Genomic DNA, 24,923 nt, shown 5'->3' on the forward strand with positions numbered 1-24,923 from the left:
GCATGTGTGCGGCGGCGCCACATTCCCGGGAACCGCGCTACGACAAGGGATGGGGGCAAGTCGTGCGCAAGCGCACATTTTCTGCAAAATTTTTTTATCAGAGCGGAGGTCCGATAGCCCACCCGATTGTAGGGAATTGGCTAAGTGACATGGCACCGACATGTGGCCGTGGCAACCCCGCCGCGCACTTTAATCGTGCGAGGGGCGGTAGGGTAACAGGTTTGGCGCAACCCCCGCGAGCCGGGCAAAACGGTTCCAGTCGAAATGCGGTCCCGGGTCGGTCTTGCGGCCCGGCGCGATATCGCTATGTCCGGCGATGGCCTGCACGGGATAAGCGGCGCGCAGCGCCCGCACCAGCGCGGCGGTGGTGTTGTACTGCGCGGCAGTGAACGGCACGTCGTCGGTGCCCTCGATCTCGATGCCGATCGAAAAATCGTTGCAGCGCGCCCGGCCAAAAAACTCGGACTGCCCCGCATGCCAGGCCCGCTGCGTGCACGGCACGAACTGCACCAGTTCGCCGGAGCGGGTCACCAGGAAGTGCGCGGACACCTGGATCTGGTGGATGGTGGCAAAGAACGGATGCTTGTCCGGATCGAGCCGGTTCTGGAAGAAGGCCTCGATGTCGCCGCTGCCGAACTGGCCGGGCGGCAGGCTGATGTTGTGCAGCACCACCAGGTCCACCGGCATGCCGTCCGGGCGCGCGTCGAAATTGGGCGACGGCACGCGGCGCGCGGCCGGGACCCAGCCGTCGGCGCCGGGCAGAAAGGACGAGGACGAGGACGACGACGAGGACGCGGGCGCGGTCATGGCGTGCCCTCGCCTTCCACCGCGCCGCGGTCGGCGGCGTCCATGGCCTCGCGGATGCCAAGTTGCTGGATGCGGTAGCGCAGCTGGCGCAGGTTCAGGCCCAGCAGCGGCGCGGCCGCGGTGCGGTTGAAGTTGGTCTGCGCCAGCGCCTGCAGGATCAGTTCGCGCTCGACCGCTTCCAGTTTGGCCGGCAGGTCGATCGGGAAGACGATGCCGCGGCAGGCACGCTCGGCGGGGTCGCCGGCGGGCTCGGGTTCGGGTGCGGCGTGCGCGGGGGCTGCCGGGAGCGGTTCGGCCGGGGGCGGTACAGGCGCAGGCGTTGCGGCGGCCGGCACGGGCGCCACCACGCCGGTGCCCCAGGGGGCGTACGGGTAAGGCGCCATCGGCTGGGGCGCCATCGTCGGCGCCGGTGCCGGCATCAGCCCGGCGCGCCCGGTGCCCGCGTCCAGCGGTCCCAGGTCGGCCAGCGCGATGTCATCGCTTTCCGCAAACGCGTAGGCGCGCTCGAGCAGGTTTTCCAGCTCGCGCACATTGCCCGGGAACGGATAGGCCGCCAGCCGCTGCAGCGCCTCTGGCGACAGCCGCTTGGGGTGCGCATCGCCGTAGCGCACCGCCAGGTGGTCCAGGATGGCGCGGGCCAGCACCGGGATGTCTTCGCCACGCTCGCGCAGCGTGGGCATGCGCAGCGCCAGCACATTCAGCCGGTAATACAGGTCTTGCCGGAACTGCCCGGCCGCCACCATCGCCGCCAGGTCCTTGTGGCTGGCGCACATCACGCGCACGTCTACGGCGTCTTCGCGGCTGGCGCCGATCTTGCGCACGCGGCGCTCCTGCAGCGCGCGCAGCAGCTTGACCTGCATCGGCAGCGGCAGGTCGGCCACTTCATCGAGCAGCAGCGTGCCGCCGTTGGCGGCCTGGAAGAAGCCGCCGCGCTCGGCATCGGCGCCGGTGAAGGCCCCTTTGACGTAGCCGAAGAATTCGGACTCCATCAGGTTCTCGGGGATGGCGCCGCAGTTGACGGCGACGAACGGATGCGCGGCGCGCGCGCTGGTGGCGTGGATGGCGCGCGCGGCGCGCTCCTTGCCGCTGCCGGATTCGCCGCTGATGACCACCGGCGCCATGCTGCGCGCCAGCCGCGACAGCGAGCGGCGCACCTCCTGCATCGCCGCGGAATGGCCGGGCAGCAGCGCCGCGGCGCGGTCGGCGGCCTGCTCCGCCGCCGCGGCGGCGTCGGCATCGGCGTTGTCGCGCGGCTGGCGGCCCAGCGCGTTCAGCACCAGGCTGCGCAGCTGTTCCAGCGACACCGGCTTGGCGATGTAGTCGAAGGCGCCGGCCTTGAGCGCCTCGACGGCGTTGTCGGCGCTGCCGTAGGCGGTGATCACGGCCACCGGGATGCGTTCCGGCGCGGCCGACAGCTGGCGCACGATCTCGATGCCCAGCCCGTCGCCCAGGCGCATGTCGGTCAGCACCAGGCTGTAGCGGCCTTGCGCCAGCTTCGCGCGCGCCTCGGCCAGCGAGCCGGCCAGCACCACGTCATGGCCCATGCGGCGGATCGAGATGTCCAGCAGCTCGCGCAGGTCGGCCTCGTCGTCGATGACCAGGATGGGATCGGGCGCGCGGGACAGTCGGGGTGGCATGGGTGGTGGCTGGATAAAGACAGGTCAGACGGCGGCCGCCGCGGCAGCCTCTGCGCTCTCGATGCGCAAGGTCAGCACGAAGGCCTTGCCCGGCAGTGTATCGCGCGCACTGGAGGCCAGCATGCCGGTGCGCTCGATCAGCGCCGGCAGCGAGATGGTGCCGTAGCGCACCTGCGCGTCATTGGCGCCGCACAGCTCGCGCGCCATGAACAGGCCCAGCCCGGTGCCCTGGGCGTTGCTGGTGAAGAACGGCTCGAACAGGCTGCGCTGGTGTTCGCGCGCCACCTCGGCGCCGTCGTTCCAGACGATCAGCTCGGCATGATGCTGATCCAGCGCGTGCGCCAGCAGCCGGATCGAGCCGGGCAGCCGGCTGCAGTAGCGCCAGGCATTGTCCAGCAGGTTGCCCAGCACCTGCTGCAGCTGCGAGGCGTCGAACACCACCGGCTGGGCCACGTCGACGGTCAGGCGGATGGCATTGGCATTGATGTCCGCACGGCCCGCCGGGCGGGTCTCGCCGGCGCGCGGGCGGCGCTGGCGCATTTCGGCGCGCCAGCGCTCGACGATCTCGGGCAGCGCCTGCGCCAGGTGCACGGTGCTGCGGCCGGTGCGCGGGCGGCGCGACATCTGCAGCACGTCGGACACCACCTGGTCCAGCCGGCGCACGTTATCGTGGATGATGCGCAGCAGGCGGGCGTCAATATCGACATCGGCACTGCCCGGGTCCTGCGCTTCAGGGCCGTGCCGGCCGGAATCGCCCAGCAGTTCGCTGGCCTGGCTGATCGCCGCCAGCGGATTGCGGATCTGGTGCGCGATGCTGGCCACCAGCCGGCCCATGGCGGCCAGCTTTTCCTGCTGCACCTGCTCGGCGATGCGCTCCCAGCTTTCGATATGGACCAGCACGGTGTCGCGCATCTCGCTGCGCAACAGCGCCTCATCCTCCTGCGACCACGCCATGGCCTCGTTCTGGGCGATGGCCAGGCGCAGGCGCCCGGCGGCTTCGGGCGACAGCTCGTTCCACGCGGCGGTGTCGAGCGCGGCCGGCACGGTGCGGCCATGCGCCATGGTCGAGCGCAGCCCGGCCAGGCCCGGCAGCACGAAGCGCAGCCGCAGCCGGGTATGCTGCATGGTGCCGTCGGCCAGCGCGGGGCCGGAGGCCATCGGCAGCAGCTGCAGGATGCGCGGCACGTCGTCCTTGCTGCGCAGCCAGTCGCGCAGCATTTCCATCAGCGGCTGCAGGCGCGGGATGCGGCGCAGGTCGAACAGCACGGTATCGCCGCCGCCCTGCCCGGCTTCGCCGCCCGGCGCACCGCCCAGCTTGCGCGAGTAGATGCGCTCGTGCGGCTGCACGCCCAGCAGCACCACCGCGGCGGGATTGGCGGCCACCACCGCGCCGTTGGCGCGCACCAGCATCACGCCGTCCTGCATGTCGTTGACCATCAGCCGGTTGACCAGCTGCTGCAGGCGCAGCTCCTGCTCTCGCGCCAGCGCCAGGCGCTCCTGCGCGATCTGCCGGTTGGCCAGCATATACATCAGCAGCGCGGCGATCATGAACACCAGGCCGAACAGGCCCGAGCCCAGCAGCCCGGCATCGGCCTGGCGCAGCAGGATGGTGTGCATGAACGGGCCGCTCATCACCACCAGCGCCGAGATCGCCGCGGCAAACAGCGCGAACAGCAGGCTGGTCAGCGCGCCGGCTTCCAGCGCCGGCAGCAGGAAGATCATGGCCAGGCCCTCGGCGTGCCCGCCGCGCCCCAGCACGCTGAAGACCAGCGCCAGCAGCGCCAGGTCGGCCAGCACCTGTACCCGCACGCGCAGGTGAAAATGCCGGCGCCACAGCGTGCCCGCCAGCATCGCCAGCGCAATGCCAAGGTAAGGGACGGCGACGGCCATGGCCGCCGCATGCTCGATCCCGCCCATGGCCTCCAGGCCGAAAGGCAAGGCGGGGATGGCGGCAGTGAAGGGGGAAGCGGCCGTACCGGAAACGCCGGCGGGCGGCTCGCCGCGTCGCATCAGCGCAAAGCCGACCAGCAGCAGGCCCACGGCGACGCGGGTCCAGCAGAAATAGCGCAGCAGGCGCCAGTGGAAGTCAGGCGGTTCGGGCTGGCGCCACAGCTGCGCCAGGCCGCGCCAGGCGTTCAGCCGCTGCCAGGCCGACGGCGCCGGCTGGGTCATGGGCGCGGGCCGCTGCTGCCGCTGCCGCTCTCGCTGCCGTCGCTACTTTCGGTGCGGCTTTCGTCGGGCAGGTGGCTGCGCCGGCAGTAGTGCAGGCCGCGCCAGGCAATGGCGTCGCCCTGCGGCAGGTGCACGCCGCACTGGGCGCACTGGACCATGCGCTCGGCGGCGGCGTCGGGCATGCCAGCGGCCGCGTGTTCGCTGGCCTCACGGGCCTGGCGGGCGCGATGCTCGGCCAGCCGGGCCTCGGCGCGGGCGCGCAGCCACCAGAAGACGCCCAGCACCACGGCCAGCAGGATCAGGATACGTGCCATGGCAAATCAGAGCCGGTGCAGGACGACTTCAATCACGAAACGGCTGCCGACATAGGCCAGCAGCAGGATGCCGAACGAGGCGATGACCCAGCGCAGCGCTACCTTGCCGCGCCAGCCGCGGAAAACACGCCCGGCCAGGATGCCGCCGAACATGGCCCACGAGATCAGCGCGAACACGGTCTTGTGGTCCAGCCGGAACGCGCGCCCGAACAGCTCTTCGGAAAACAGCAGGCCCGAGCCGATGGTCAGCGTCAGCAGCACGAAGCCGGCGCCGATCAGCCGGAACAGCAGCTTCTCCAGCGTCAGCAGCGGCGGCAGCAGGTCCAGCCAGCGCCCCAGCCACTGGCCGGGCTGCGGCGCCGACGGCCGCGCCGGCGCGTGGCGGAAGCCGTGCAGGCGGCGCTCGGCCAGCAGCATCAGGAAGGCGTGGAAGGCGGCCAGCGTGAACAACCCGTAGGCCACGTTGGCGATGATGAAATGCAGCTTGAACAGCGGCCGCGCCGCGTAGCCCAGGATCTGCGAGCCGGGAAAGGCCAGCGGCATCAGGCTGGCCACCAGCGCCACCGGAATCACGATCAGGCCCAGCCCCGCCAGCGAAAAGAAGAAGCTCTCGATCCAGTAGATGCCCACGCCCAGCCACAGCATGGCCGACAGCGCAAAGGCAAAGCCGAACATCATGCGCTCGGCCGGGAAGATGGTTTCGTGCAGCAGCATGCCGTGGCTGGCCAGCGCGGCCAGCATCAGCACGTGCCACCACGCCGGGCGCCCCTCGCCGTGAGCGCCGCCGGCCGGGGGGATGGGGCCCCCGCCCGCCACCAGCACGGCCGCGGCCGAGTTGCCCGCCGCGCCGGTGGAGCCGGCGGCAGCGGCCACGCGCGGGTGGCGCGTGGCCCAGCCGTGCCAGGCCAGGCCGCAATAGAGAAGTGCCGTCAGGGCATACAGTACAATGACCATTTACGCAGTTTACCTTAGTGCCCACGGACGGTGGCGGCCTGCTTGAACCGGTGTGACCGGTGTTCCAGGCTCGCCCGGTGTGCCGGACTGCGTCCCGATTTTCAGCCCCGAGCCCTGCTCCGACTTCTCCCCCGATTCCTGCCATGCTGGACAATCTCACTCAACGCCTGGCGCGTGTGGTCAAGACCATGCGCGGCGAGGCGCGCCTGACCGAGGCCAACACCGCCGAGATGCTGCGCGAAGTGCGCCTTGCCATGCTCGAAGCCGACGTGGCACTGCCGGTCGTGCGCGAATTCGTGGCCCGCGTGAAGGAAAAGGCCATGGGCGAAGAGGTGGTCAGCAGCCTGACCCCGGGCCAGGCTCTGGTCGGCGTCGTCCAGCGCGAGCTGACCGCGGTGATCGGCGGCGCCGAGGCCGCCAGCGGCAACAATAAAGAGTCAGAGCTGAACCTGGCGGTGCAGCCGCCCGCCATCATCCTGATGGCCGGCCTGCAAGGCGCGGGCAAGACCACCACCGCCGGCAAGCTGGCCAAGTGGCTCAAGGAAAACAAAAAGAAGAAGGTGCTGACGGTCTCGTGCGACGTCTACCGCCCCGCCGCCATCGCCCAGCTCAAGACCGTGTCCGAGCAGGTCGGCGCCGAGTTCTTCCCGTCGCAGCCGGACCAGAAGCCGGTCGACATCGCCCGCGCGGCGGTGGACTGGGCGCGCAAGCATTACCACGACGTGCTGATCGTCGACACGGCCGGCCGGCTCGGTATCGACGAGGCGATGATGCAGGAAATCGCCGCGCTGCACGCCGAACTGAAGCCCGCCGAAACCCTGTTCGTGGTCGACGCCATGCTGGGCCAGGACGCCGTCAACACCGCCAAGGCCTTCAATGACACCCTGCCGCTGACCGGCGTGGTGCTGACCAAGCTGGACGGCGATGCGCGCGGCGGCGCGGCGCTGTCCGTGCGCCATATCACCGGCCGCCCGATCAAGTTCGTCGGCGTCGGCGAAAAGCTGGATGGCCTGGAACCGTTCTATCCGGACCGCATGGCCCAGCGCATCCTGGGCATGGGCGACATCCTCGCGCTGGTCGAGGAAGCCCAGCGCGGCGTGGACATGGCCGCGGCCGAGAAGCTGGCCAAGAAGATCAAGAAGACCGGCGACTTCGACCTGGAAGACTTCAAGGCGCAGATCGGCCAGATGAAGAAGATGGGCGGCCTGGGCAGCCTGGTCGACAAGCTGCCGGCGCAGTTCGCCCAGCAGGCGCAGGGCGCCAACATGGACCAGGCCGAGAAGCAGGTCGCGCGCATGGAAGGCATCATCAACAGCATGACCCCGGCCGAGCGCGCCAAGCCCGACCTGATCAAGGCCAGCCGCAAGCGCCGCATTGCCGCGGGCGCCGGCGTGCCGGTGCAGGAGGTCAACCGCCTGCTCAACCAGTTCGACCAGATGCAGTCCATGATGAAGAAGCTCAAGGGCGGCGGCATGATGAAGATGATGCGCCAGATGGGCGCGATGAAGGGCGGCATGAAGGGCCTCTTCAACCGCTGAAGCCCGCCGCCGCAAGCCGAACTGCCTCCCCGCAAAAGAACAGGAAAGACATCATGATGAGCGCCGAACAGGCCCGCGAGCTGTGGGCCAACTCCGAAGAAATCGTCTCCGCCGCGGAAGTCCAGGATTCGCTGGACCGGATGGCCGCGGACATCACCGCCAGGATGGGCAACGACTTCCCGCTGGTGCTGTCGGTGATGGGCGGCGCGGTGGTCTTCACCGGCATGCTGCTGCCCAAGCTGGCGTTCCCGCTGGAGTTCGACTACATCCACCTCTCGCGCTACAACAACAAGACCGTGGGCGGCGAGATGCAATGGCGCGTGGCCCCGCGCGAATCGGTCAAGGACCGCGTGGTGCTGGTGCTGGACGACATCCTCGATGAAGGCGAGACCATGGCCGCAATCCGCCAGCGCATCATGGACATGGGCGCGCGGGAATTCCACGCGGCGGTGCTGTGCGAGAAGACGCTGAGCAAGCCCAAGCCCATGCACCCGGATTTCTGCGGCTTTGCGGTGCCGGATCGCTATGTGTTCGGTTGCGGGATGGATGCCAAGGGATACTGGCGGAACCTGGATTCGATCCGGGCGCTGGTTTGAGCCGTCTGCAAGACTGACGGTTTTCTCCCTTCCCCGCCGCGGGAGAAGGGAGAAAACAGGTCAAGCCTGGTGCGTCCCCAGAATCGGCCACAGCGAAGCCAGCAGCAGCACCGCCATCCCGATATTGAACGCCCGCAGCACCTTCGGCCGCGCCAGCCAGCGCCGCAGCGCCGAGCCGCACAACGCCCACATCGCCACGCTGGGCAGGTTCACCACGCCGAAGATCCCGGACAGCAGCAGCACGTTGAGCCACAGGTTGCCGTGCAGCACGTAGGTGCTGCACGCGCCCACCGCCATCACCCACGCCTTGGGATTGACCCACTGGAACGCCGCGGCGGCCCAGAAGCCCATCGGCCGCGCCACCTGCTGGTCCTGCACGCCGCCGGCCGTGGCCAGCTTCCACGCCAGCCAGACCAGGTAGACCGTCGCCACCACGCGCAGTACCTGCCAGGTCCACGGGAATGCGTGGAACAGCGACCCCAGGCCCAGCCCCACCAGCCCCACCATCAGCGCGAAGCCGATGCTGACGCCGAGCAGGTGCGGCACCGTGCGCAGGAAACCAAAGTTCACGCCCGAGGCGAGCAGCATCGTGTTGTTCGGGCCGGGGGTGATCGACGACACCAGGGCAAAGCCGGCAAAGGCGGCAAAGACACCGGTGCCGGCGGCGAGTTGGGACACTTCCATGACTGACTCCAGCGGCGTTCATGTGCTTTCGGGAAATCAGTCTACGGCCACTTAACGGTACAGTACCGGTACACTTTGAGGGAAATGCGCCGATACAGGTCCGCTCACCGCAGCGCGTGCCAGGCGACGCCCATCGCCAGCAGCCAGAGGACAACTCCGGTCAGGCGCTCGACCCACCGCACCGACCGCCCGAAGCGCGCCGCCATCGCCGGATGACCGATGCCGTAGGCCACCAGCAGGTCCCAGCCCAGCACCACGGCAAACATCCAGACCCCGTAGGCCAGTTGCACCGCCGCCGGCGTGCGGCTGGCGGCCAGGACGGAGAACAGGCTGGCGTAGAACAGCCCGTTCTTCGGGTTCAGCACGGCAGACAGGAAGCCGCTGGCCATCTGGGCCAGCCAGGCCGCGGGCGCGGGCCTCGCAGCAGCATCGGCCGCAGGCATCGACAGTTCGCCCGAGGCGTTCAGCAGGCGCCAGCCCAGCCACGCCAGGTAGGCACAGCCGGCCCACTGCAGCGCCGCGAACAGTTGCGGCGAGTCCCGCATCGCGGCGAAGCCGGCCAGCGCGAGGCCGATAAAAACGCCATTGCCCAGCGCGATGCCCAGGCAGACGGCGCTGGCGCGCCGCGGCCCGTGCAGCAGCGCGCTGCGCACCACCAGGAAAAAATCCGGCCCCGGGCTGAGCAGCGCCAGCGCATGCGCGCCGGCCACCATGGCGAATTGCTGCCATGGCAACGCCCCGGGGGCAAGATCGAACGCGATGTCCATGCCGACCCTCCGTGAAGAGTCCGCAGTGTCGTGCGCGCGGCAGGGGCAGGTCTTGAAGAAAGTTGCGGTGTGGCGCCAGGACCGGCGCCTCAGGCGGCGCGCTGGTATCGGCGCGGTGTCATGGCCACGCGCTGCTTGAAGGCGCGCTGGAAGTGGCTCTGGTCGGCAAAGCCCAGCGCCAGGGCGACCTCGGCCAGCGCCGCACCTTGCCGCAGCAGGCGGCGCCCATGCTGGATGCGCAGGTCGAGCTGGTAGGCGTGCGGCGTCATGCCGGTTTCGGCGCGGAAGGCGCGGACCAGATGGTAGCGGCTCAGGCCGCAGGCGCGCGCCAGCTCGGCCAGCGGCAGACGCTCGGCATGGCGCTCGCGCAGCAGTTTGCACAACTTCGCCACGCGGGCGGAGACGGCAGCGGGCACCGGCAGTGTACGGGTGACTGCGCCCGTGTCGATGGCGGCATGCAGGTCGCCGACGAAGGCCACCAGCGCGGCCTCTTTCTCGACGCTGTCGGCGGGCGAGAACAGCGTGCGGTTCAGCGCGCAGACCAGCCGGTAGACGTGCGCGGACGCCATCACGCGTGCGGGCAGCCAGGCAGCCCCTGCGGCGCTGTCCTCCTCCAGCACGCCCGCCACCCAGGCGGGGTCGAAATGCAGCATCTGGTAGCTCCAGCGCCCGTCGGGCACCGGGTTGCAGGCATGGACCTGGTGCGCCGGGATCACCACCACCGCGCCCGGCCCGAGCACGGCGGTGTCCTCGCCGCAGGCAAAGCGGCTGGCGCCGCTGTCCACGGCGCCGACCGACAGGGTGGCATGGGTATGCGGCAGGTAGCTGGCGCTGCTCTGGGTGGCTCGCCGGCTTTCTGCGAACGGCAGAGCGGGATCCGCCCACCAGCAGCTGGCGGCCGGTGCGGCCGCGGGGCGGCTCACGCCGCGCTGCGGTACGGCCGTTCGCGCAGCCATTTGGTGGCGATCCACTTTTCGCCGGCGGCCACTGGCAGGCCGGCGTGCAGGGTGCGGTCGTCCAGCGTGCCGTCGGGCAGCAGGTAGCTGAAGTAGACCGCGTTGCCCTTGACCGGCGCCACCTCCAGGCCGACGCGCGGGAACGCGGTGGCGCCGCCCGCCTCGGGCGTGTTCAGGTAGATCACCAGGGTGGCGATGCGCTGGCCGCCGACGGACAGCTGCCGCGCTTCGCCGGGGCGCTGCGGGTTGAAGTAGTCGAAGTGCGGCTGGTACTCGCCGCCCGGCTTGTAGTTGAGGATCTGCAGCCCTTCGCCGTGGTCGGCCGGCACCCCGGTGACCGCGGCGATGCGGGCCTCGATGCGCGCGATCAGGGCGTGCTCGGCCACCTGGAACATCGCCCCCATGCTGGTGCGGGCATCGATCAGGTTCTCGTCGCCGGTGTCGGGATTGACCACCGGCGAGCGCGCCAGCCGGCCGCGCGACAGCGCCACCAGCGCGTCGCACTCGTCGTCGCTCAGCAGCTGCTGGAACAGCTGCACCTGCGGCGACGCCAGCCGGAACAGGATGGGCACCCGGCGGTCGCCGCCATCGGCGGCGTAGACGGTGGGTGCGCCGGCCATCGCGGTTTCAGCCTGCGCCGGCTGTGCCGGCGCGGCGCCGGCGGAGTCCTGGGCAAACGCCGCGGCCACGGCACGGCGCGCGAAGGCATCGTCGTAGCCCGAGCGCAGCATCGACAGCACCAGCGCATCGGCGGTGAAGCCCTGGGCGATATGCCGGGCCAGCCATTGTTCGAGTTCGGGCGAGGATTCGGTGTAGCCGGTCTTGCCGCCGGCAACGGATGCTTCGCGGATCATGACGGATTGGCTGCGACGCGCTGCGACGAGAACGGGTTGCGGGCCGGCGGCTCGGCCACCGGCGCGCGCGGGCGCGACGGCGCGATCTCGGCATCGCCGGCCACGGTGACGGTGGCTTCGGAATACTGCCAGCGCTTCCACGCCGCCAGCACTGCGTTGGGGTATTCCGGGCGGCCGCGGCTGCCGTTGTAGCGGCCCAGCGCCAGGTACAGGTCGCCCTGCTCGCGGTCCAGGTAATAGCGCAGGATGGTGCAGCCGTAGCGCAGGTTGCTCTGCAGGTGGAACAGCTTGCGTGCATCGCTGTCGCCGATGGTTCGTACCCAGAACGGCATCACCTGCATCAACCCGCGCGCGCCGGCCGAACTGATGGCGTACTTGCGGAAGTTGCTTTCGACCTGGATCAGGCCCAGCACCAGAGCGGGCTCCAGGCCGGCGCGCTTGGCTTCGTAGTAGGCCACCTCGATCAGCTCGACCCGCACCTGCGGCTCGGGAATGCGCGCGGCCAGCCGCGCCGACATCTCGCCCAGCCACTTCAGGTAGGCCAGGCGCTCGCCGCCGGAGGCGAACACCGGCCGCAGCGGCCGGTCGTCGGCAATGGCCGCGGCCAGCGCGCCGCGCACGGAGTCGGCCAGGTCTTCTTCCTTCTGCGCGCCGGCATGCGCCCCCGTGGCAACCAGGGCCAGCAGCGAGACCAGCAGCGCGCCCGCCAGGCGGCGGGCCGCGGCGGCGGCAGTCGGGCCGCGGAGGGCGCGCATGGGGCTCAGTTCGCCAGCAGGCTGCGCACGTGGCCGACCACTTCGGCCACGCTGACGGCGGTGGCCTGCGCGTCGCGCCGGCCCTGGTACTCGACCTTGCCTTCCTTCAGGCCGCGGTCGCCCACCACCACGCGGTGCGGCACGCCGATCAGTTCCCAGTCGGCGAACATCACGCCCGGGCGCTCGCCGCGGTCGTCGAGGATCACGTCGACGCCGGCCGCCAGCAGCTCGGCGTGGATGCGGTCGGCCTCGGCCTTGACGGCCTCGGAGCGGTCATAGCCCACCGGGCAGATCACCACCGCGAACGGGGCGATCGCGGCCGGCCAGATGATGCCGCGCTCGTCGAAGTTCTGCTCGATCGCCGCGCCCAGGATGCGGGTGATGCCGATGCCATAGCAACCCATCTGCATCGGCTGGGTCTTGCCGTTCTCGTCGAGGAAGGTGGCGTTCATCGATTCCGAGTAGCGCGTGCCCAGCATGAACACGTGGCCCACCTCGATGCCGCGGCAGATCTCCAGCGTGCCCTGGCCGTCCGGCGAGGCGTCGCCCGCCACCACGTTGCGCAGGTCGGCCACGATCGGCTCGGGCAGGTCGCGGCCCCAGTTGACGCCGGTGTAGTGGTAGTCGCGGTAGTTGGCGCCGCAGACAAAATCGCTCATGTTGGCGACCGTGCGGTCGGCCACCACCTTGACCGGCTTCTTCATGTCGATCGGGCCCAGGTAGCCGGGCGGCGAGCCGAAGGCTTCGACGATCTCGTTTTCGGTGGCGAAGCGGAACTCGGCCAGTCCCGGCACCTTGGAGGCCTTGACCTCGTTCAGCTCGTGGTCGGCGCGGATCAGCAGCAGCCAGATCTGGGGCCCGGCGTCGCTGTCCGTGGCCAGCACGATCGACTTGACGTTGGTTTCCAGCGGGATGTTCAGGAATTCGGCGACCTGCTCGCACTTGACCTTCTCCGGGGTGAAGGTCTTGACCAGGTCTTGCGTGGGCGCGGCGCGCTCGGCCACCAGCGGCAGCGCCTCGGCGGCCTCCATGTTGGCGGCGTAGGCCGAGGTCGGGCAGTAGACGATGGCGTCTTCGCCGGTTTCTGCGATGACGTGGAACTCATGCGAGCCCGAGCCGCCGATGGCGCCGTTGTCGGCGGCCACGGCGCGGAATTCCAGCCCGAAGCGGCGGAAGATGCGCACGTAGGCGTCGTACATGTTCTCGTACGATTTGCGCAGGCCGTCGGTGTCGCGGTCGAAGGAATAAGCGTCCTTCATGGTGAACTCGCGACCGCGCATGATGCCGAAGCGCGGCCGGCGCTCGTCGCGGAACTTGGTCTGGATCTGGTAGAAATTGACCGGCAGCTGCTTGTAGCTGCGGATTTCCGAGCGGGCGATATCGGTCACCACTTCTTCGGAGGTGGGCTGCACCGCGAAGTCGCGCTCATGGCGGTCCTTCAGGCGCAGCAGCTCGGGGCCCATCTTGTCCCAGCGGCCGGTTTCCTGCCACAGCTCGGCCGGCTGGATCACCGGCATCGACAGTTCCACCGCACCGGCCCGGTTCATTTCCTCGCGGACGATGTTCTCCACCTTGCGGATTACGCGCAGCCCGATCGGCATGTAGTTGTAGATGCCGGCACCCAGCTTCTTGATCATGCCGGCGCGCATCATCAGCTTGTGCGAAACGATTTCCGCGTCGGCGGGCGCTTCCTTGAGGGTGGAAATGAAGAATTGCGAGGCTTTCATCCGTAATTTCTCTCTGGGCCGCCAAGGTGGAAAAATCCGTCCCGGCACAATCCGGGGGGCCGGCGGCGCTGATTTATGCGCACGCGCCTGAAACTGCCCTTCCGCTCGGGGAAAACCACCATCCCCCGGTCCGGGCCAGGCTGCGCGCTTCCTTTATAATCAGCGTAATTCTAAAGGATTCGAGGTGCAGTCATGCTCGATCGTGAAGGCTTTCGCCCGAACGTCGGCATCATCCTCCTCAACGCAAGAAACGAGGTTTTCTGGGGCAAGCGAATCGGCGAACACTCCTGGCAGTTCCCGCAAGGCGGCATCAAGTACGGCGAAACGCCGGAACAGGCCATGTACCGCGAACTGCATGAGGAAATCGGCCTGCTTCCGGAGCACGTCAGGATTGTCGGTCGCACGCGCGACTGGCTGCGTTACGAGGTGCCGGACAAGTTCATCCGCCGCGAGATCCGCGGCCACTACAAGGGCCAGAAACAAATCTGGTTCCTGCTGCGCATGGCCGGCAGGGACTGCGACATCCACCTGCGCGCCACCGAGCACCCGGAGTTCGATGCCTGGCGCTGGAGCCATTACTGGGTGCCGCTCGAGGCCGTGATCGAATTCAAGCGCGATGTCTACCAGATGGCGCTGACGGAACTGTCACGCTTCCTGAACCGGCATCCGCGCGTGCCGCTCAGCCCGTATGGCACGCATGGCGCCCATGGTGCCCACGGCGTGCACGGGCGCCACGGCGGCCCGCGCGGCCAGGCACTGAGCCGCGCCCAGGCGGCGCAGCAGGCCGATGCCGATGGCAATGCCGAGGTCCCGGGCGCGGCCGACTACGTTTCGCCGGCGACGCCGGTATCCACTACACGGAGCACTGATGACTAGTTTGACCGGCGTGGGCCGCCGCGGCGGCCTGAGCGCGGCCGGATTGCTGCTTGCCGCGGCCAGCCTGGCCCTGGCCGGCTGCAAGACCACCGGCAAGGAGATGGCGGAGGAAGAGAGCACCTGGAACAACCCGTTCGCGCCCAAGACCTTCGAGGAAGCCAAGGCCATGCTGCCGCCATTGCCGCAGGAGGCCAACCTGATCCCGTTCTCGGTGTCGGGCACCGGCACGCTGTCGTTCGCGGTGGACAGCAAGTCGATCTCGGTGGGCAAGGACAACGTGGTGCGCTATACCGTGGTCACCACCAGCCAGAGCGGCGCGCGCAACGTGACCTTCGAAGGCATGCGCTGCGACGCGTTCGAGCGCAAGCTGTATGCAACCCTGCCCCCGGGCGCCACCGAGTGGGTGCCCAACAGCAGCGACTACGGCGAGACCTGGCACCGCATGCAGACCGGGGTGCGCAACGCCTACGCCGCCACGCTGGCGATCGATTTCTTCTGCGAAGGCCGCACCGTGGCCGGCAAGCCCGCGGACATGGTGCTCGAGCTGCAATCGCGCGCGCCGCACAAGCGCTGACGCAACCGGTGCAGGCATAAAAAAACGGCGGGACCGCCAGGCAGTCCCGCCGTTTTTCTTTCCATCGCTCAGACCAGCACCAGGTTGTCGCGATGGATCAGTTCGGGCTCGTTCAGGTGCCCGAGCACCGATTCGATCTCGGACGACGGCTTGCGCGCGATCAGCCGCGACTCGGCGCTGGAATAGTTGGTGATGCCGCGCGCCACCTCCTTGCCTTGCGCATCGACACAGGCGATCACTTCGCCGCGGGCGAATTCGCCCTGCACTTCGACCACGCCGATCGGCAGCAGCGACTTGCCGCCGCTGGTCAGCTTCTCGACCGCGCCGCCGTCGATCACGACGCGGCCGCGCAGCTGCAGGTGGTCGGCCATCCACTGCTTGCGCGCGGTCAGCCGGCCGGTCGGCGCCAGCAGCTGGGTGCCGATCGCCTCGCCGGCGGCCAGGCGCTCCAGCACGTTGGCCTCGCGGCCCGAGGCGATGGTGGTATGCGCGCCGGACTTGGCCGCGCGCTTGGCCGCCAGGATCTTGGTCAGCATGCCGCCGCGGCCGATCGACGTGCCGGCGCCGCCGGCCATGGCTTCCAGCTCGGGCGTGCCGGCCAGGGCCTCGTCGACGAACTGCGCGGCCGGGTCCTTGCGCGGATCGGCGGTGTACAGGCCGCGCTGGTCGGTCAGGATCACCAGCGCGTCGCCTTCGATCAGGTTGGTGACCAGCGCGCCCAGCGTGTCGTTGTCGCCGAACTTGATTTCGTCGGTGACCACGGTGTCGTTCTCGTTGATGATCGGCACCACGCCCAGCGACAGCAGCGTCAGCAGTGTGGAGCGGGCGTTCAGGTAGCGCTCGCGGTCGGCCAGGTCGGCGTGGGTCAGCAGCACCTGCGCGGTGCGGATGCCGTAGCGGGTGAACTGGCTTTCATAGACCTGCGCCAGCCCCATCTGGCCCACCGCCGCGGCGGCCTGCAGCTCATGGATTTCCTTCGGGCGGCGCGCCCAGCCAAGCCGCTGCATGCCTTCGGCAATGGCGCCGGAACTGACCAGCACCACTTCCTTGCCGGCCACGCGCAGTCTTGCGATCTGGGCGGCCCAGCGGGCGATGGCGTCGTGGTCCAGCCCCTTGCCGTCGTTGGTGACCAGGCTGGAGCCCACTTTGACGACGATGCGCTTTGCCTGCGCGATGACCGATTGCATGGTGGAAATCCTGTCTCCGGAGATCGTTAGGAACCGCTGATTCTTGTTTATGCCTCGCGCTGGTCCTGGTCGACGTTATGCAGGCGGTCGTCCAGGCGGATGTCCGGCTCTGCCAGCGCCGCGGCCTCTTCGGCCTTGATCGCCTGCAGGTGGTCCTTGATCGCGTAGATCAGCTCGCGGCAGCCTTCGCCGGTCAGCGCGGAGATCTGGAACACCGGGCCCTTCCACTTGTAGCGCTTGAGGAAGTCCTTCACCTTCGCCGCGCGCTCGTCCTCGGGCACCATGTCTAGCTTGTTCAGCACCAGCCAGCGCGGCTTTTCATACAGGGTCTCGTCGTATTTCTTCAGCTCGTTGACGATGGCCCTGGCCTCGGCGACCGGATCGACCGCCTCGTCGAACGGCGCCAGGTCGACGATATGCAGCAGCAGCCCGGTGCGCTGCAGGTGGCGCAGGAACTGGTGGCCCAGGCCCGCGCCTTCGGCCGCGCCCTCGATCAGGCCGGGGATGTCGGCGACCACGAACGATTGCTCATGGTCGACGCGCACCACGCCCAGGTTCGGGTGCAGCGTGGTGAACGGATAGTCCGCCACCTTCGGGCGCGCGTTGGAGATATGCGAGATAAAGGTCGACTTGCCGGCGTTGGGCATGCCCAGCAGGCCGACATCGGCCAGCACCTTCAGCTCCAGCTTGAGCATGCGGCGCTCGCCCGGCTTGCCATCGACCTGCTGGCGCGGCGCGCGGTTGGTGCTGGACTTGAAATGCAGGTTGCCCCAGCCGCCCATGCCGCCTTCGGCCAGGCACACGCGCTGGCCGTGCTCGGTCAGGTCGGCGATGACTTCGCCGGTGTCCATGTCGGTGATCAGCGTGCCCACCGGCATGCGCAGGGTGATGTCTTCACCGGCGGCGCCATAGCAGTCGGAGCCGCGGCCGTTCTCGCCGTTCCTGGCCACATGCTTCTTGGCGTAGCGGAAGTCGATCAGCGTATTGATATTGCGGTCCGCCACGGCGAACACGCTGCCGCCCCGGCCGCCGTCGCCACCATCCGGGCCGCCGAAGGGCACAAACTTTTCGCGCCGGAACGAGGCGCTGCCATTGCCGCCGTTGCCGGCGATGGCTTCAATTCGGGCTTCGTCGATGAACTTCATGATGGGTTTTCCGTGGTGGATCGGCAGATCGGGCGCTGGCGTAGTTTACTTCGCCAGAAAAGAAAAGGCCCCGCAAGCGTTGCGGGGCCTTTCGTCCTGCAAAGGCTGTTATCAGGCCGCCGGAACGACGCTGACTTGCTGCTTCTTGGCAGGGCCCTTGACGGCGAACTGCACGTGGCCGTCGATGAGGGCGAACAGCGTGTGGTCCTTGCCCACGCCGACGTTGTCGCCGGCATGCACGCGGGTACCGCGCTGGCGGACGATGATGCCGCCGGCGTTGATGGCCTGGCCACCAAACACCTTCACGCCCAGACGCTTCGATTCGGAATCACGGCCGTTCCGCGTGGAACCGCCGCCTTTTTTCTGTGCCATGTCTTACTCCTGTCGCTTTACCGGATTACGCTCGATCGATCAGGCAACGATCGCTTCGATGCGCAGTTCGGTGTAATTCTGACGATGGCCCTGACGCTTCTGGTAGTGCTTGCGACGGCGCATCTTGAAGATCTTCACCTTGTCGTGACGACCCTGGGAGATAACGGTAGCCTTGACGGAAGCCCCGCTCACCAGCGGCGTACCAAACTTGATTTGGTCGCCGGCGCCCACTGCGAGCACCTGGTCGAGCGTGATTTCTGCGCCAATGTCTGCCGGTATCTGTTCTACTTTCAGTTTTTCGCCAGCAGCAACCTTGTATTGCTTGCCGCCGGTTTTTACGACCGCGTACATTGTCGAACCTCTCGGATGTGAATAAAACGCCGAAACCGCGCAATGCGGCCCGGTTATCTCCCGCCGGCAAAGACCCGCAAGGCGAGCGACTACCGGAGGAAACCGGGAATTGTAAACGAGATCGGGGAAAACTGCAAAGAAAACAGGCACATAGCCTGTGAGCGGCGCAGCCCGCACAATCGGCGGCGGCTCGGTCAGGTCAGGTCGGCGAGGAGGAACCCCGCCAGTGCGGCAAACGCCACCCACCACGCGGTGCGGCGCAGTTGGCGGCGAGGTATGGGCTTGTCCATGCCCGCATTATAGTGGCGCCGGTCATCAGCGCCGCTGCGCGCATACCCTTAGCCAGTGCCAGGCAAGAATGCGGGGCATGCGTAGAACGCCGCGTGCATCGCATATAATCGTCCGGTTTTGCGTAACGGTGATCATCTTGTCCCAGCCTTCCGCCACTGCCTTGCTTGCCCCGGTCGCTGCAGACATGCGCGCGGTCGATGCTGTTATCCGCCAGCGGCTGTCCTCCGAAGTCCCGCTGATCGAGCAGATCGGCGAATACATCATCGGTGCCGGCGGCAAGCGCCTGCGCCCGGTGATCCTGCTGCTGACGGCGCGCGCGCTGGGCTACGACGGCAACCGTCACCATGAGCTGGCCGCGGTCGTGGAATTCATCCACACCGCCACCCTGCTGCACGACGATGTCGTGGACGAGTCCGAGCTGCGGCGCGGGCGCGACACCGCCAACGCGGTGTTCGGCAATGCCGCCAGCGTGCTGGTGGGCGACTTCCTCTATTCGCGCGCGTTCCAGATGATGGTCGATGCCGGCAGCATGCGCATCATGGAAATCCTGTCGAACGCGACCAACGTGATCGCCGAGGGCGAAGTGCTGCAGCTGCTGAACATGCACGATCCCGACGTCACAGTCGAGCGCTACCTGCAGGTGATCCGCTACAAGACCGCAAAGCTGTTCGAGGCCGCCGCGCAGCTGGGCGCCGTGCTGTCCGGCGCCGACGCGCAGATGGAAGAAGCCGCCGCCGAATACGGCCGGCGCATCGGCACTGCGTTCCAGCTGATCGACGACATGCTGGACTACACCGCCAGCGCCGAGCAGATGGGCAAGAATGCCGGCGACGACCTGCGCGAAGGCAAGCCCACCCTGCCGCTGCTGCATCTGATGGAACACGGCACGGCCGAGCAGCGCCAGCTGGCCCGCGACGCGATCGTGCAGGGCGGCACCGAGCATTTCGACGCGGTCTTCGCCGCCATCCATGCCAGCGGCGCGCTCGAGGTCACCTTCGAAGCCGCGCGGCGCGAAGCCGAAGCCGCCGAGCAGGCGGCCCGGCAATTCCCGCCGTCAGCGCTGAAGGAAACCCTGATCCAGCTCTGCGCATTCTCCCTGCAGCGGCAGTCCTGAGCCCGGGATCAGCGGGATGAAAGGCGGTTTTCCTTCGCCCTCTTCCATTCCCAAAAAAACGCTGCTAAACTTACGTTCTTTGCTGCTGACGCCAAAGCGTCTGCCGGCAAACCAAATCGGGGTGTAGCTTAGCCTGGTAGAGCGCTACGTTCGGGACGTAGAGGCCGGAGGTTCGAATCCTCTCACCCCGACCAGATTTAGAAAGCCGAATCAACGAAAGTTGGTTCGGCTTTTTGTCTTTCTACCCCTTCCTTCTCAGCCCTTGATGGCTTTGCGCCGTCGTTTGAATGCCTTCAGCTCTGCCACGGAGAAAAGCTGGCTGCGCCCGACTTCCGCCCGTGGAGCCAGCTTGCCATCGCGCACCAGCCGGCGGAAGGTGGCAATCGAGATTTCGAGGTATTGGGCAGCCTCTGCCGCGGTGAAATCGTCCTCAGCCAGATGGCCGAAGACTTCCTCGTGCGAGAAATCTTCGTCACCAAAGGCCTGCTGCCCGATCAGTGTGAAGAACCTGACGCGCTCCCGCGGGGGCAACTCGCCGAGGGCATGCAGCAGATCTTCAGCCGTCATCGTGTCCATTCCTTTCTGCCTTCAGGTATTTCTTGAGCTCGTCATAGAAGTTCTCATGCGAGCTCACCTTGTAGAAATCGATCCATAGCACTTCAAGCGCCCCGCCTTTCGCGTTGAACTCCTGCGGCAGTACCCGGTAGGCGATCAGGTATTGCTGCCGGTTGAACCGGAATTTGTGCACCCGGATGCCACCCAAGTCCCCGATCTTCGCTTCCCCCAACTCGGGCGCCGCACAGAGCTCCTCAACCTCGTCTTCGATCGCCAGTTGCAGGGGCTTGTGTGCTTTCTTGACGAACTGTGCGAAAGGCTTCTTGTAGTTTCGCCTCATGCGATGTTATACACTCATTTTTGATTCTATAACAGATCAGGCTCCGTCGGACGCCGGCGAGCCACCGTGCCGAGAAGCATGGCGGGCCAGCGGCCCATTGGGATTGAGGCGACTCTCAAATTGCCGTCTGCGGTGTTCGCGGCCCCGTGGGACTGGGGCCCCGCGCATTAGCGGTTGCGCCGGTGTCGCACAAACGCCAATACGTCCCGCCGTCGCCTTTACAAAAAGTGACCCCATCGGCAAACTGCCCCGATCCCTAGAAGCGGGCTCGTCTCGTCCTGCCCTGTCCGCGGACACTGCTCCAATCACTGCGCACCTGCCATGACACTCGGACTTGCCCTGGCCCAGAGCCGGCGTATCGCGCCCGCGCTGCTTGCTCAGCTGGAGCAGGCCGCGCGTGAAAAGCAATCGCAGCTGATCGACGAGATCGTCGGCAGCGGCACCATGAGCGCGCACGACCTGGCGCTGTTCGCCGCGGACAAGTACCAGTTGCCGCTGCTGGACCTGGCCCAGTACAACCTCTCCAAGGTGCCGCCGGCGCTGGCCGGCAACCGGGAATTCCATGCCCACCGGCTGCTGCCGCTGGGCCGGCGCGAGAACCGCCTGGTGCTGGCGCTTTCCGACCCGTCCAACCAGGCCGGCCTGGACGCGATCCGCGACAAGTACAAGCTGCCGGTCGAAGCGGTGGTGGTCGAGCACGACAAGCTGATGAAGCATGTGCGCGCCGCCGGCGAGGCGCTGGGCACGCTCAAGAACATCTCGCCGGTGCAGGCCGAGCGCAAGATGATCGAATACGATCCGGTGGCCGCGGCCGCCAACCCGCGCAACCGCACCACGGCCGACAACATCGACGACGCCCCGGTGGTGCGCTTCCTGCAGAAGCTGCTGACCGAGGCCTTCCATCGCGGCGCCTCGGACCTGCACTTCGAGCCGTTCGAAACCTTCTACCGCATCCGCTTCCGCGTCGATGGCGTGCTGCAGGAGGTTGCGCGCCCGCCGCTGGATATCCGCGACAAGATCGCGACCCGGATCAAGGTGCTGTCGCGGCTGGATATTTCTGAAAAGCGCGTGCCGCAGGACGGCCGCATGAAGCTGCTGATCGCGCTGCCCAAGGACAAGGATGCCAAGGAAACCGTCGAGAAGGCGGTGGACTTCCGCGTCTCGACGCTGCCCACGCTGTTCGGCGAGAAGATCGTGATGCGGATCCTGGAATCCTCGTCCGACAAGCTCGATATCGACCAGCTCGGCTATGAGCCGGAGCAGAAGGCGCTGCTGCTGGACGTGATCAAGCGCCCCTACGGCATGGTGCTGGTGACCGGCCCCACCGGCAGCGGCAAGACCGTGTCGCTGTACACCTTCCTGAACCTGCTGAACCAGGGCGACATCAATATCTCCACGGCCGAGGACCCGGCCGAAATCCAGTTGCCGGGGATCAACCAGGTCAACGTCAACGACAAGGCCGGGCTGACCTTCGCCGCCGCGCTGCGGTCGTTCCTGCGCCAGGATCCGGACATCATCATGGTCGGCGAAATCCGCGACCTGGAAACCGCCGACATTTCCATCAAGGCCGCGCAGACCGGTCACCTGGTGTTGTCGACGCTGCACACCAACGATGCGCCCACCACGCTGACACGCCTGATGAACATGGGCGTGGCCCCCTTCAATATTGCGTCCAGCGTGCTGATGATCACCGCCCAGCGGCTGGCGCGACGGCTGTGCACCTGCAAGCGCGAGGGCGAGATCCCGCGTGAGGCCTTGCTGGAAGCGGGCTTCCGCGAGCACGACCTGGACGGCAGCTGGCAGCCCTACCATCCGGTCGGCTGCGAGCGCTGCAACGGCAGCGGCTACAAGGGCCGCTGCGGCATCTACCAGGTGATGCCGATCACCGAGGCCATGCAGGAAATCATCCTGGCGCACGGCACGGCGCTGCAGATTGCCGAACAGGCGCGCAAGGACGGCGTGCTATCGTTGCGCGAAGCGGGGCTGCTGAAGGTCAGGCAGGGCGTCACGTCACTCGAAGAAGTGCTGGCGACCACGAACACGTAGGCAAGTACGACACAACGTAAAGACAAGACGCACAACAAGCGTCATTTGCATCGGGGGTCAATACCATGGCGACGCGCGCACCAGCAGCGGGCGCCCGGACGGGGGCACCGTCACGGGCCAAATCAGGGAAGGGACGCAAGGCCCCCACCCAGTACATCTTCGAGTGGGAAGGCAAGGACCGCAAGGGCAAGACCTTCACCGGCGAACTGCGCGCCGAAAACCAGGCCGAGGTCACCGCCACGCTGCGCAAGCAGGGCCTGACCATCGTCAGGCTGAAAAAGCGCAAGGCCGCGCGCGGGCGCAAGATCACCGAGAAGGACATCGCCTACTTCACCCGGCAGCTGTCGACCATGCTCAAGGCCGGCATCCCGCTGCTGCAGTCGATCGACATCATCGCGCGCGGGCACGTCAACCCCAACTTCACCCAGCTGCTGTCCGACATCCGCTTCGACATCGAGGCCGGCAGCAGCATGGCCGCGGCGTTCCGCCGCCACCCCAAGTACTTCGACACGCTGTACTGCAACCTGATCGATGCCGGCGAACAGGGCGGTATCCTGGACTCGCTGCTGGAGCGCCTGTCGCTCTACATGGAGAAGACCATCGCGCTGAAGGGGCAGATCAAGTCCGCGATGATCTACCCGATCGCGGTGCTGACCGTCGCCTTTGCCGTCACCGTGATCCTGATGCTGTTCGTGATCCCGGCGTTCAAGGGGGTGTTCTCCAGCTTCGGCGCCAACCTGCCGGCGCCGACGCTGCTGGTGATCGCGATCTCGGACTTCTTTGTGCAGTACTGGTACCTGGTGATCGGCGCGCCGGTGGCCGGCATCAGCTTCTACCTGCGCGCGCTGAAGAAATCCGAGAAGGTGCAGCGCGCCACCGACCGCGCGCTGCTGAAGCTGCCGATCTTCGGCAGCCTGTTCCGCAAGGCCGTGATCGCTCGCTGGACCCGCACCCTGGCGACGATGTTCGCGGCCGGCACGCCGCTGGTCGAGTCGATGGAGTCCGTGGCCGGCGCCGCCGGCAACTGGGTCTACTACGACGCCACCCGAGAGATCGAGCAATCGGTGCGCATCGGCACCAGCCTCACCAACGCCATGCAGGCGACCCATGTGTTCGACAACATGGTGCTGCAGATGACGCAGATCGGCGAGGAATCCGGCGCGCTGGACGACATGCTGCTGAAGGTGGCGGAGTTCTACGAGCGCGAGGTCGACGATGCCGTTGCCGCCATCTCAAGCCTGATCGAGCCGCTGATCATCGTGGTGCTGGGCGTGCTGATCGGCGGCATGGTGGTGGCGATGTACCTGCCGATCTTCAAGCTGGGACAGGTGGTGTAAGCGATGCAGCCTGTGTGGTCCGTTTCCCCCTATCCGAACGGAGCCGCGACCGGAACCGCGACCGGCACCGCCCCGCTGCTGCACGCGCTGGCGGCGCTGCCGCCAGTCTTTCTGGTGGCGGCAGCGGGGCTGCTGGGGCTGGTGGTCGGCAGCTTCCTCAACGTGGTGATCCACCGCGTGCCGCGCATGATGGAGCGCGACGAGGCCAACTACATTGCCGAGCTGCGCGGCGACCCGCTGCCCTACCCCGGCCGCTACAACCTGATGGTGCCGCGTTCTGCCTGCCCGCACTGCGGCCACGCCATCGCCCCGTGGGAAAACGTGCCGGTATTGAGCTACCTGTTCCTGCGCGGCCGCTGCTCCGCGTGCAAGGCGCCGATCAGCGTGCGCTATCCGCTGGTGGAGCTGGCCTGCGGTGTGCTGAGCGCGCTGGTGGCATGGCGCTTCGGCCCGACCGCGCAGGCACTGGCCGCGCTGGTGCTGGTGTGGGGGCTGCTGGCGCTGACCATGATCGATGCCGATACGCAGTTGCTGCCCGACCAGATCACGCTGCCGCTGCTGTGGATCGGCCTGCTGCTGAACGTCGCCGGCCTGTTCGTGGCGCTGCCCGACGCGGTGATCGGCGCGGCCGCCGGCTACCTGGTGCTGTGGATTGCCTACTGGCTGTTCCGGCTGCTGCGCGGCAAGGAGGGCATGGGCTTCGGCGACTTCAAGCTGATGGCGGCACTGGGGGCGTGGTTTGGCTGGCAGGCGCTGCCCGCGCTGGTGCTGCTGTCGTCGGTCGCCGGCGTGCTGTTCGGGCTGGCCAATATCGCGCTGCGCCGCCAGGACCGAGACACGCCGTTCCCGTTCGGGCCCTTTATTGCCCTGGCCGGCGTGGTGGTGCTGCTGTTCGGTCCCGGGGTGCTGCCGCTGTTTGCCTGGTAAGGCCGCGCGGCCCTCATCGGACCCCGGCCGAAGCTGGTATCGTTGCG

At 67.6% G+C, this 24,923-nt stretch carries 25 protein-coding genes and 1 tRNA gene; 9 read left to right on the forward strand and 17 right to left on the reverse strand.

Annotated elements, in window-relative coordinates; all coding sequences use genetic code 11:
- Positions 1-189 precede the first annotated feature (189 nt).
- The 5 genes from ampD to RALTA_RS13090 are packed head-to-tail and all read right to left on the reverse strand — an operon-like array spanning position 190 to position 5,884.
- Complete coding sequence (ampD, locus tag RALTA_RS13070; RefSeq protein ID WP_012353914.1) at positions 190-807, reverse strand: 1,6-anhydro-N-acetylmuramyl-L-alanine amidase AmpD; 618 nt, start codon at positions 805-807, stop codon at positions 190-192.
- The gene (locus RALTA_RS13075) at positions 804-2,444 is read right to left on the reverse strand and encodes a sigma-54-dependent transcriptional regulator (protein ID WP_012353915.1); all 1,641 of its coding nucleotides are present in this window, start codon (positions 2,442-2,444) and stop codon (positions 804-806) included. The genes ampD and RALTA_RS13075 overlap by 4 nt, the downstream gene beginning before the upstream one ends.
- Positions 2,445-2,468: 24 nt before the next feature.
- Positions 2,469-4,616: a sensor histidine kinase gene (locus RALTA_RS13080; protein WP_012353916.1), complete on the reverse strand. Its 2,148-nt coding sequence runs from the start codon at positions 4,614-4,616 to the stop codon at positions 2,469-2,471.
- Complete coding sequence (locus RALTA_RS13085) at positions 4,613-4,930, reverse strand: PP0621 family protein (protein WP_012353917.1); 318 nt, start codon at positions 4,928-4,930, stop codon at positions 4,613-4,615. The genes RALTA_RS13080 and RALTA_RS13085 overlap by 4 nt, the downstream gene beginning before the upstream one ends.
- Before the next feature lie 6 nt (positions 4,931-4,936).
- A complete protein-coding gene (locus RALTA_RS13090) occupies positions 4,937-5,884 on the reverse strand; it encodes a cytochrome C assembly family protein (RefSeq protein WP_012353918.1) in 948 nt (315 codons plus the stop codon).
- Between the two features lie 143 nt (positions 5,885-6,027).
- Between RALTA_RS13090 and ffh the strand changes: the two genes are divergently transcribed.
- Together ffh and RALTA_RS13100 are read left to right on the forward strand one after the other, a co-directional pair.
- Positions 6,028-7,422 carry a signal recognition particle protein gene (gene ffh / locus RALTA_RS13095; protein ID WP_012353919.1) on the forward strand — a complete coding sequence of 465 codons (1,395 nt, stop codon included), beginning with the start codon at positions 6,028-6,030 and terminating at the stop codon, positions 7,420-7,422.
- Between the two features lie 53 nt (positions 7,423-7,475).
- Entirely contained in the window at positions 7,476-8,018 is a 543-nt protein-coding gene (locus tag RALTA_RS13100; protein WP_012353920.1) for a hypoxanthine-guanine phosphoribosyltransferase, read from the forward strand.
- 60 nt (positions 8,019-8,078) lie between these two features.
- On the opposite strand, the gene RALTA_RS13105 is transcribed toward RALTA_RS13100, so the two are convergent.
- The 6 genes from RALTA_RS13105 to RALTA_RS13130 all read right to left on the reverse strand — a co-directional run bounded on the left by RALTA_RS13105 (position 8,079) and on the right by RALTA_RS13130 (position 13,761).
- Positions 8,079-8,702 (reverse strand): LysE family translocator, encoded by a 624-nt coding sequence (locus RALTA_RS13105; RefSeq protein WP_012353921.1) that lies wholly within the window; start codon positions 8,700-8,702, stop codon positions 8,079-8,081.
- 104 nt (positions 8,703-8,806) lie between these two features.
- A complete protein-coding gene (locus RALTA_RS13110) occupies positions 8,807-9,469 on the reverse strand; it encodes a LysE family translocator (RefSeq protein WP_012353922.1) in 663 nt (220 codons plus the stop codon).
- 89 nt (positions 9,470-9,558) lie between these two features.
- A complete protein-coding gene (locus tag RALTA_RS13115; protein ID WP_012353923.1) occupies positions 9,559-10,392 on the reverse strand; it encodes an AraC family transcriptional regulator in 834 nt (277 codons plus the stop codon).
- Positions 10,389-11,279: a 2OG-Fe(II) oxygenase gene (locus tag RALTA_RS13120; protein ID WP_012353924.1), complete on the reverse strand. Its 891-nt coding sequence runs from the start codon at positions 11,277-11,279 to the stop codon at positions 10,389-10,391. Before RALTA_RS13120 ends, RALTA_RS13115 begins: the two co-directional genes overlap by 4 nt.
- Positions 11,276-12,034, reverse strand: coding sequence for a lytic transglycosylase domain-containing protein (locus RALTA_RS13125; protein ID WP_012353925.1), 759 nt, complete (start codon positions 12,032-12,034; stop codon positions 11,276-11,278). Before RALTA_RS13125 ends, RALTA_RS13120 begins: the two co-directional genes overlap by 4 nt.
- 5 nt (positions 12,035-12,039) lie before the next feature.
- Positions 12,040-13,761: a proline--tRNA ligase gene (locus RALTA_RS13130; protein WP_012353926.1), complete on the reverse strand. Its 1,722-nt coding sequence runs from the start codon at positions 13,759-13,761 to the stop codon at positions 12,040-12,042.
- A 192-nt stretch (positions 13,762-13,953) separates the two neighbouring features.
- On the opposite strand from RALTA_RS13130, the gene RALTA_RS13135 reads away from it, so the two are divergent.
- Together RALTA_RS13135 and RALTA_RS13140 are read left to right on the forward strand one after the other, a co-directional pair.
- On the forward strand, positions 13,954-14,637 hold the full coding sequence (locus tag RALTA_RS13135; RefSeq protein WP_012353927.1) for an RNA pyrophosphohydrolase: 684 nt from the start codon (positions 13,954-13,956) through the stop codon (positions 14,635-14,637).
- Positions 14,630-15,211 (forward strand): CNP1-like family protein, encoded by a 582-nt coding sequence (locus RALTA_RS13140; protein WP_012353928.1) that lies wholly within the window; start codon positions 14,630-14,632, stop codon positions 15,209-15,211. The genes RALTA_RS13135 and RALTA_RS13140 overlap by 8 nt, the downstream gene beginning before the upstream one ends.
- A gap of 68 nt (positions 15,212-15,279) precedes the next feature.
- Here RALTA_RS13140 and proB read toward each other — a convergent pair whose 3' ends face one another.
- The 4 genes from proB to rplU form a co-directional block, all read right to left on the reverse strand.
- Positions 15,280-16,398, reverse strand: coding sequence for a glutamate 5-kinase (gene proB, locus RALTA_RS13145; RefSeq protein WP_012353929.1), 1,119 nt, complete (start codon positions 16,396-16,398; stop codon positions 15,280-15,282).
- 47 nt (positions 16,399-16,445) lie between these two features.
- Positions 16,446-17,543 (reverse strand): GTPase ObgE, encoded by a 1,098-nt coding sequence (gene obgE / locus RALTA_RS13150; protein ID WP_012353930.1) that lies wholly within the window; start codon positions 17,541-17,543, stop codon positions 16,446-16,448.
- Positions 17,544-17,654: 111 nt separating this feature from the next.
- The gene (rpmA, locus tag RALTA_RS13155; protein ID WP_012353931.1) at positions 17,655-17,915 is read right to left on the reverse strand and encodes a 50S ribosomal protein L27; all 261 of its coding nucleotides are present in this window, start codon (positions 17,913-17,915) and stop codon (positions 17,655-17,657) included.
- Positions 17,916-17,954: 39 nt separating this feature from the next.
- Entirely contained in the window at positions 17,955-18,266 is a 312-nt protein-coding gene (rplU, locus tag RALTA_RS13160; protein ID WP_006576525.1) for a 50S ribosomal protein L21, read from the reverse strand.
- A gap of 475 nt (positions 18,267-18,741) precedes the next feature.
- Between rplU and ispB the strand changes: the two genes are divergently transcribed.
- Positions 18,742-19,671 carry an octaprenyl diphosphate synthase gene (gene ispB, locus RALTA_RS13165; protein WP_050976459.1) on the forward strand — a complete coding sequence of 310 codons (930 nt, stop codon included), beginning with the start codon at positions 18,742-18,744 and terminating at the stop codon, positions 19,669-19,671.
- A gap of 117 nt (positions 19,672-19,788) precedes the next feature.
- Positions 19,789-19,865, forward strand: a tRNA-Pro gene (locus RALTA_RS13170).
- A gap of 61 nt (positions 19,866-19,926) precedes the next feature.
- On the opposite strand, the gene RALTA_RS13175 is transcribed toward RALTA_RS13170, so the two are convergent.
- Both RALTA_RS13175 and RALTA_RS13180 read right to left on the reverse strand, forming a co-directional pair.
- Positions 19,927-20,238: a helix-turn-helix domain-containing protein gene (locus RALTA_RS13175; RefSeq protein WP_012353933.1), complete on the reverse strand. Its 312-nt coding sequence runs from the start codon at positions 20,236-20,238 to the stop codon at positions 19,927-19,929.
- Positions 20,228-20,566: a type II toxin-antitoxin system RelE/ParE family toxin gene (locus RALTA_RS13180; protein WP_012353934.1), complete on the reverse strand. Its 339-nt coding sequence runs from the start codon at positions 20,564-20,566 to the stop codon at positions 20,228-20,230. Before RALTA_RS13180 ends, RALTA_RS13175 begins: the two co-directional genes overlap by 11 nt.
- Positions 20,567-20,887: 321 nt before the next feature.
- On the opposite strand from RALTA_RS13180, the gene pilB reads away from it, so the two are divergent.
- The 3 genes from pilB (at position 20,888) to RALTA_RS13195 (ending at position 24,876) form a co-directional block, all read left to right on the forward strand.
- Entirely contained in the window at positions 20,888-22,612 is a 1,725-nt protein-coding gene (gene pilB, locus RALTA_RS13185; RefSeq protein ID WP_012353935.1) for a type IV-A pilus assembly ATPase PilB, read from the forward strand.
- 65 nt (positions 22,613-22,677) lie between these two features.
- Positions 22,678-23,949: a type II secretion system F family protein gene (locus RALTA_RS13190; RefSeq protein WP_012353936.1), complete on the forward strand. Its 1,272-nt coding sequence runs from the start codon at positions 22,678-22,680 to the stop codon at positions 23,947-23,949.
- A gap of 3 nt (positions 23,950-23,952) precedes the next feature.
- Positions 23,953-24,876, forward strand: a complete 924-nt coding sequence (locus RALTA_RS13195) for a prepilin peptidase (RefSeq protein WP_012353937.1) — start codon at positions 23,953-23,955, stop codon at positions 24,874-24,876.
- The last annotated feature ends 47 nt before the right edge of the window (positions 24,877-24,923 follow it).

The sequence above is a fragment of the Cupriavidus taiwanensis LMG 19424 genome, from assembly GCF_000069785.1.
GTDB classification, from domain to species: domain Bacteria; phylum Pseudomonadota; class Gammaproteobacteria; order Burkholderiales; family Burkholderiaceae; genus Cupriavidus; species Cupriavidus taiwanensis.

Bases quoted from the DNA above. Each gene is read 5' to 3' on its own strand.
- RALTA_RS13175 (WP_012353933.1), bottom strand. From the start codon at position 20,238: ATGACGGCTGAAGATCTGCTGCATGCCCTCGGCGAGTTGCCCCCGCGG.
- obgE (WP_012353930.1), bottom strand. From the start codon at position 17,543: ATGAAGTTCATCGACGAAGCCCGAATTGAAGCCATCGCCGGCAACGGC.
- RALTA_RS13080 (WP_012353916.1), bottom strand. From the start codon at position 4,616: ATGACCCAGCCGGCGCCGTCGGCCTGGCAGCGGCTGAACGCCTGGCGC.
- proB (WP_012353929.1), bottom strand. From the start codon at position 16,398: ATGCAATCGGTCATCGCGCAGGCAAAGCGCATCGTCGTCAAAGTGGGC.
- ampD (WP_012353914.1), bottom strand. From the start codon at position 807: ATGACCGCGCCCGCGTCCTCGTCGTCGTCCTCGTCCTCGTCCTTTCTG.
- RALTA_RS13075 (WP_012353915.1), bottom strand. From the start codon at position 2,444: ATGCCACCCCGACTGTCCCGCGCGCCCGATCCCATCCTGGTCATCGAC.
- RALTA_RS13180 (WP_012353934.1), bottom strand. From the start codon at position 20,566: ATGAGGCGAAACTACAAGAAGCCTTTCGCACAGTTCGTCAAGAAAGCA.
- RALTA_RS13120 (WP_012353924.1), bottom strand. From the start codon at position 11,279: ATGATCCGCGAAGCATCCGTTGCCGGCGGCAAGACCGGCTACACCGAA.
- RALTA_RS13135 (WP_012353927.1), top strand. From the start codon at position 13,954: ATGCTCGATCGTGAAGGCTTTCGCCCGAACGTCGGCATCATCCTCCTC.
- pilB (WP_012353935.1), top strand. From the start codon at position 20,888: ATGACACTCGGACTTGCCCTGGCCCAGAGCCGGCGTATCGCGCCCGCG.
- ispB (WP_050976459.1), top strand. From the start codon at position 18,742: ATGCGCGCGGTCGATGCTGTTATCCGCCAGCGGCTGTCCTCCGAAGTC.
- RALTA_RS13090 (WP_012353918.1), bottom strand. From the start codon at position 5,884: ATGGTCATTGTACTGTATGCCCTGACGGCACTTCTCTATTGCGGCCTG.
- RALTA_RS13195 (WP_012353937.1), top strand. From the start codon at position 23,953: ATGCAGCCTGTGTGGTCCGTTTCCCCCTATCCGAACGGAGCCGCGACC.
- RALTA_RS13100 (WP_012353920.1), top strand. From the start codon at position 7,476: ATGATGAGCGCCGAACAGGCCCGCGAGCTGTGGGCCAACTCCGAAGAA.
- rplU (WP_006576525.1), bottom strand. From the start codon at position 18,266: ATGTACGCGGTCGTAAAAACCGGCGGCAAGCAATACAAGGTTGCTGCT.
- RALTA_RS13105 (WP_012353921.1), bottom strand. From the start codon at position 8,702: ATGGAAGTGTCCCAACTCGCCGCCGGCACCGGTGTCTTTGCCGCCTTT.
- RALTA_RS13140 (WP_012353928.1), top strand. From the start codon at position 14,630: ATGACTAGTTTGACCGGCGTGGGCCGCCGCGGCGGCCTGAGCGCGGCC.
- RALTA_RS13130 (WP_012353926.1), bottom strand. From the start codon at position 13,761: ATGAAAGCCTCGCAATTCTTCATTTCCACCCTCAAGGAAGCGCCCGCC.
- RALTA_RS13190 (WP_012353936.1), top strand. From the start codon at position 22,678: ATGGCGACGCGCGCACCAGCAGCGGGCGCCCGGACGGGGGCACCGTCA.
- RALTA_RS13110 (WP_012353922.1), bottom strand. From the start codon at position 9,469: ATGGACATCGCGTTCGATCTTGCCCCCGGGGCGTTGCCATGGCAGCAA.
- ffh (WP_012353919.1), top strand. From the start codon at position 6,028: ATGCTGGACAATCTCACTCAACGCCTGGCGCGTGTGGTCAAGACCATG.
- RALTA_RS13125 (WP_012353925.1), bottom strand. From the start codon at position 12,034: ATGCGCGCCCTCCGCGGCCCGACTGCCGCCGCCGCGGCCCGCCGCCTG.
- rpmA (WP_012353931.1), bottom strand. From the start codon at position 17,915: ATGGCACAGAAAAAAGGCGGCGGTTCCACGCGGAACGGCCGTGATTCC.
- RALTA_RS13085 (WP_012353917.1), bottom strand. From the start codon at position 4,930: ATGGCACGTATCCTGATCCTGCTGGCCGTGGTGCTGGGCGTCTTCTGG.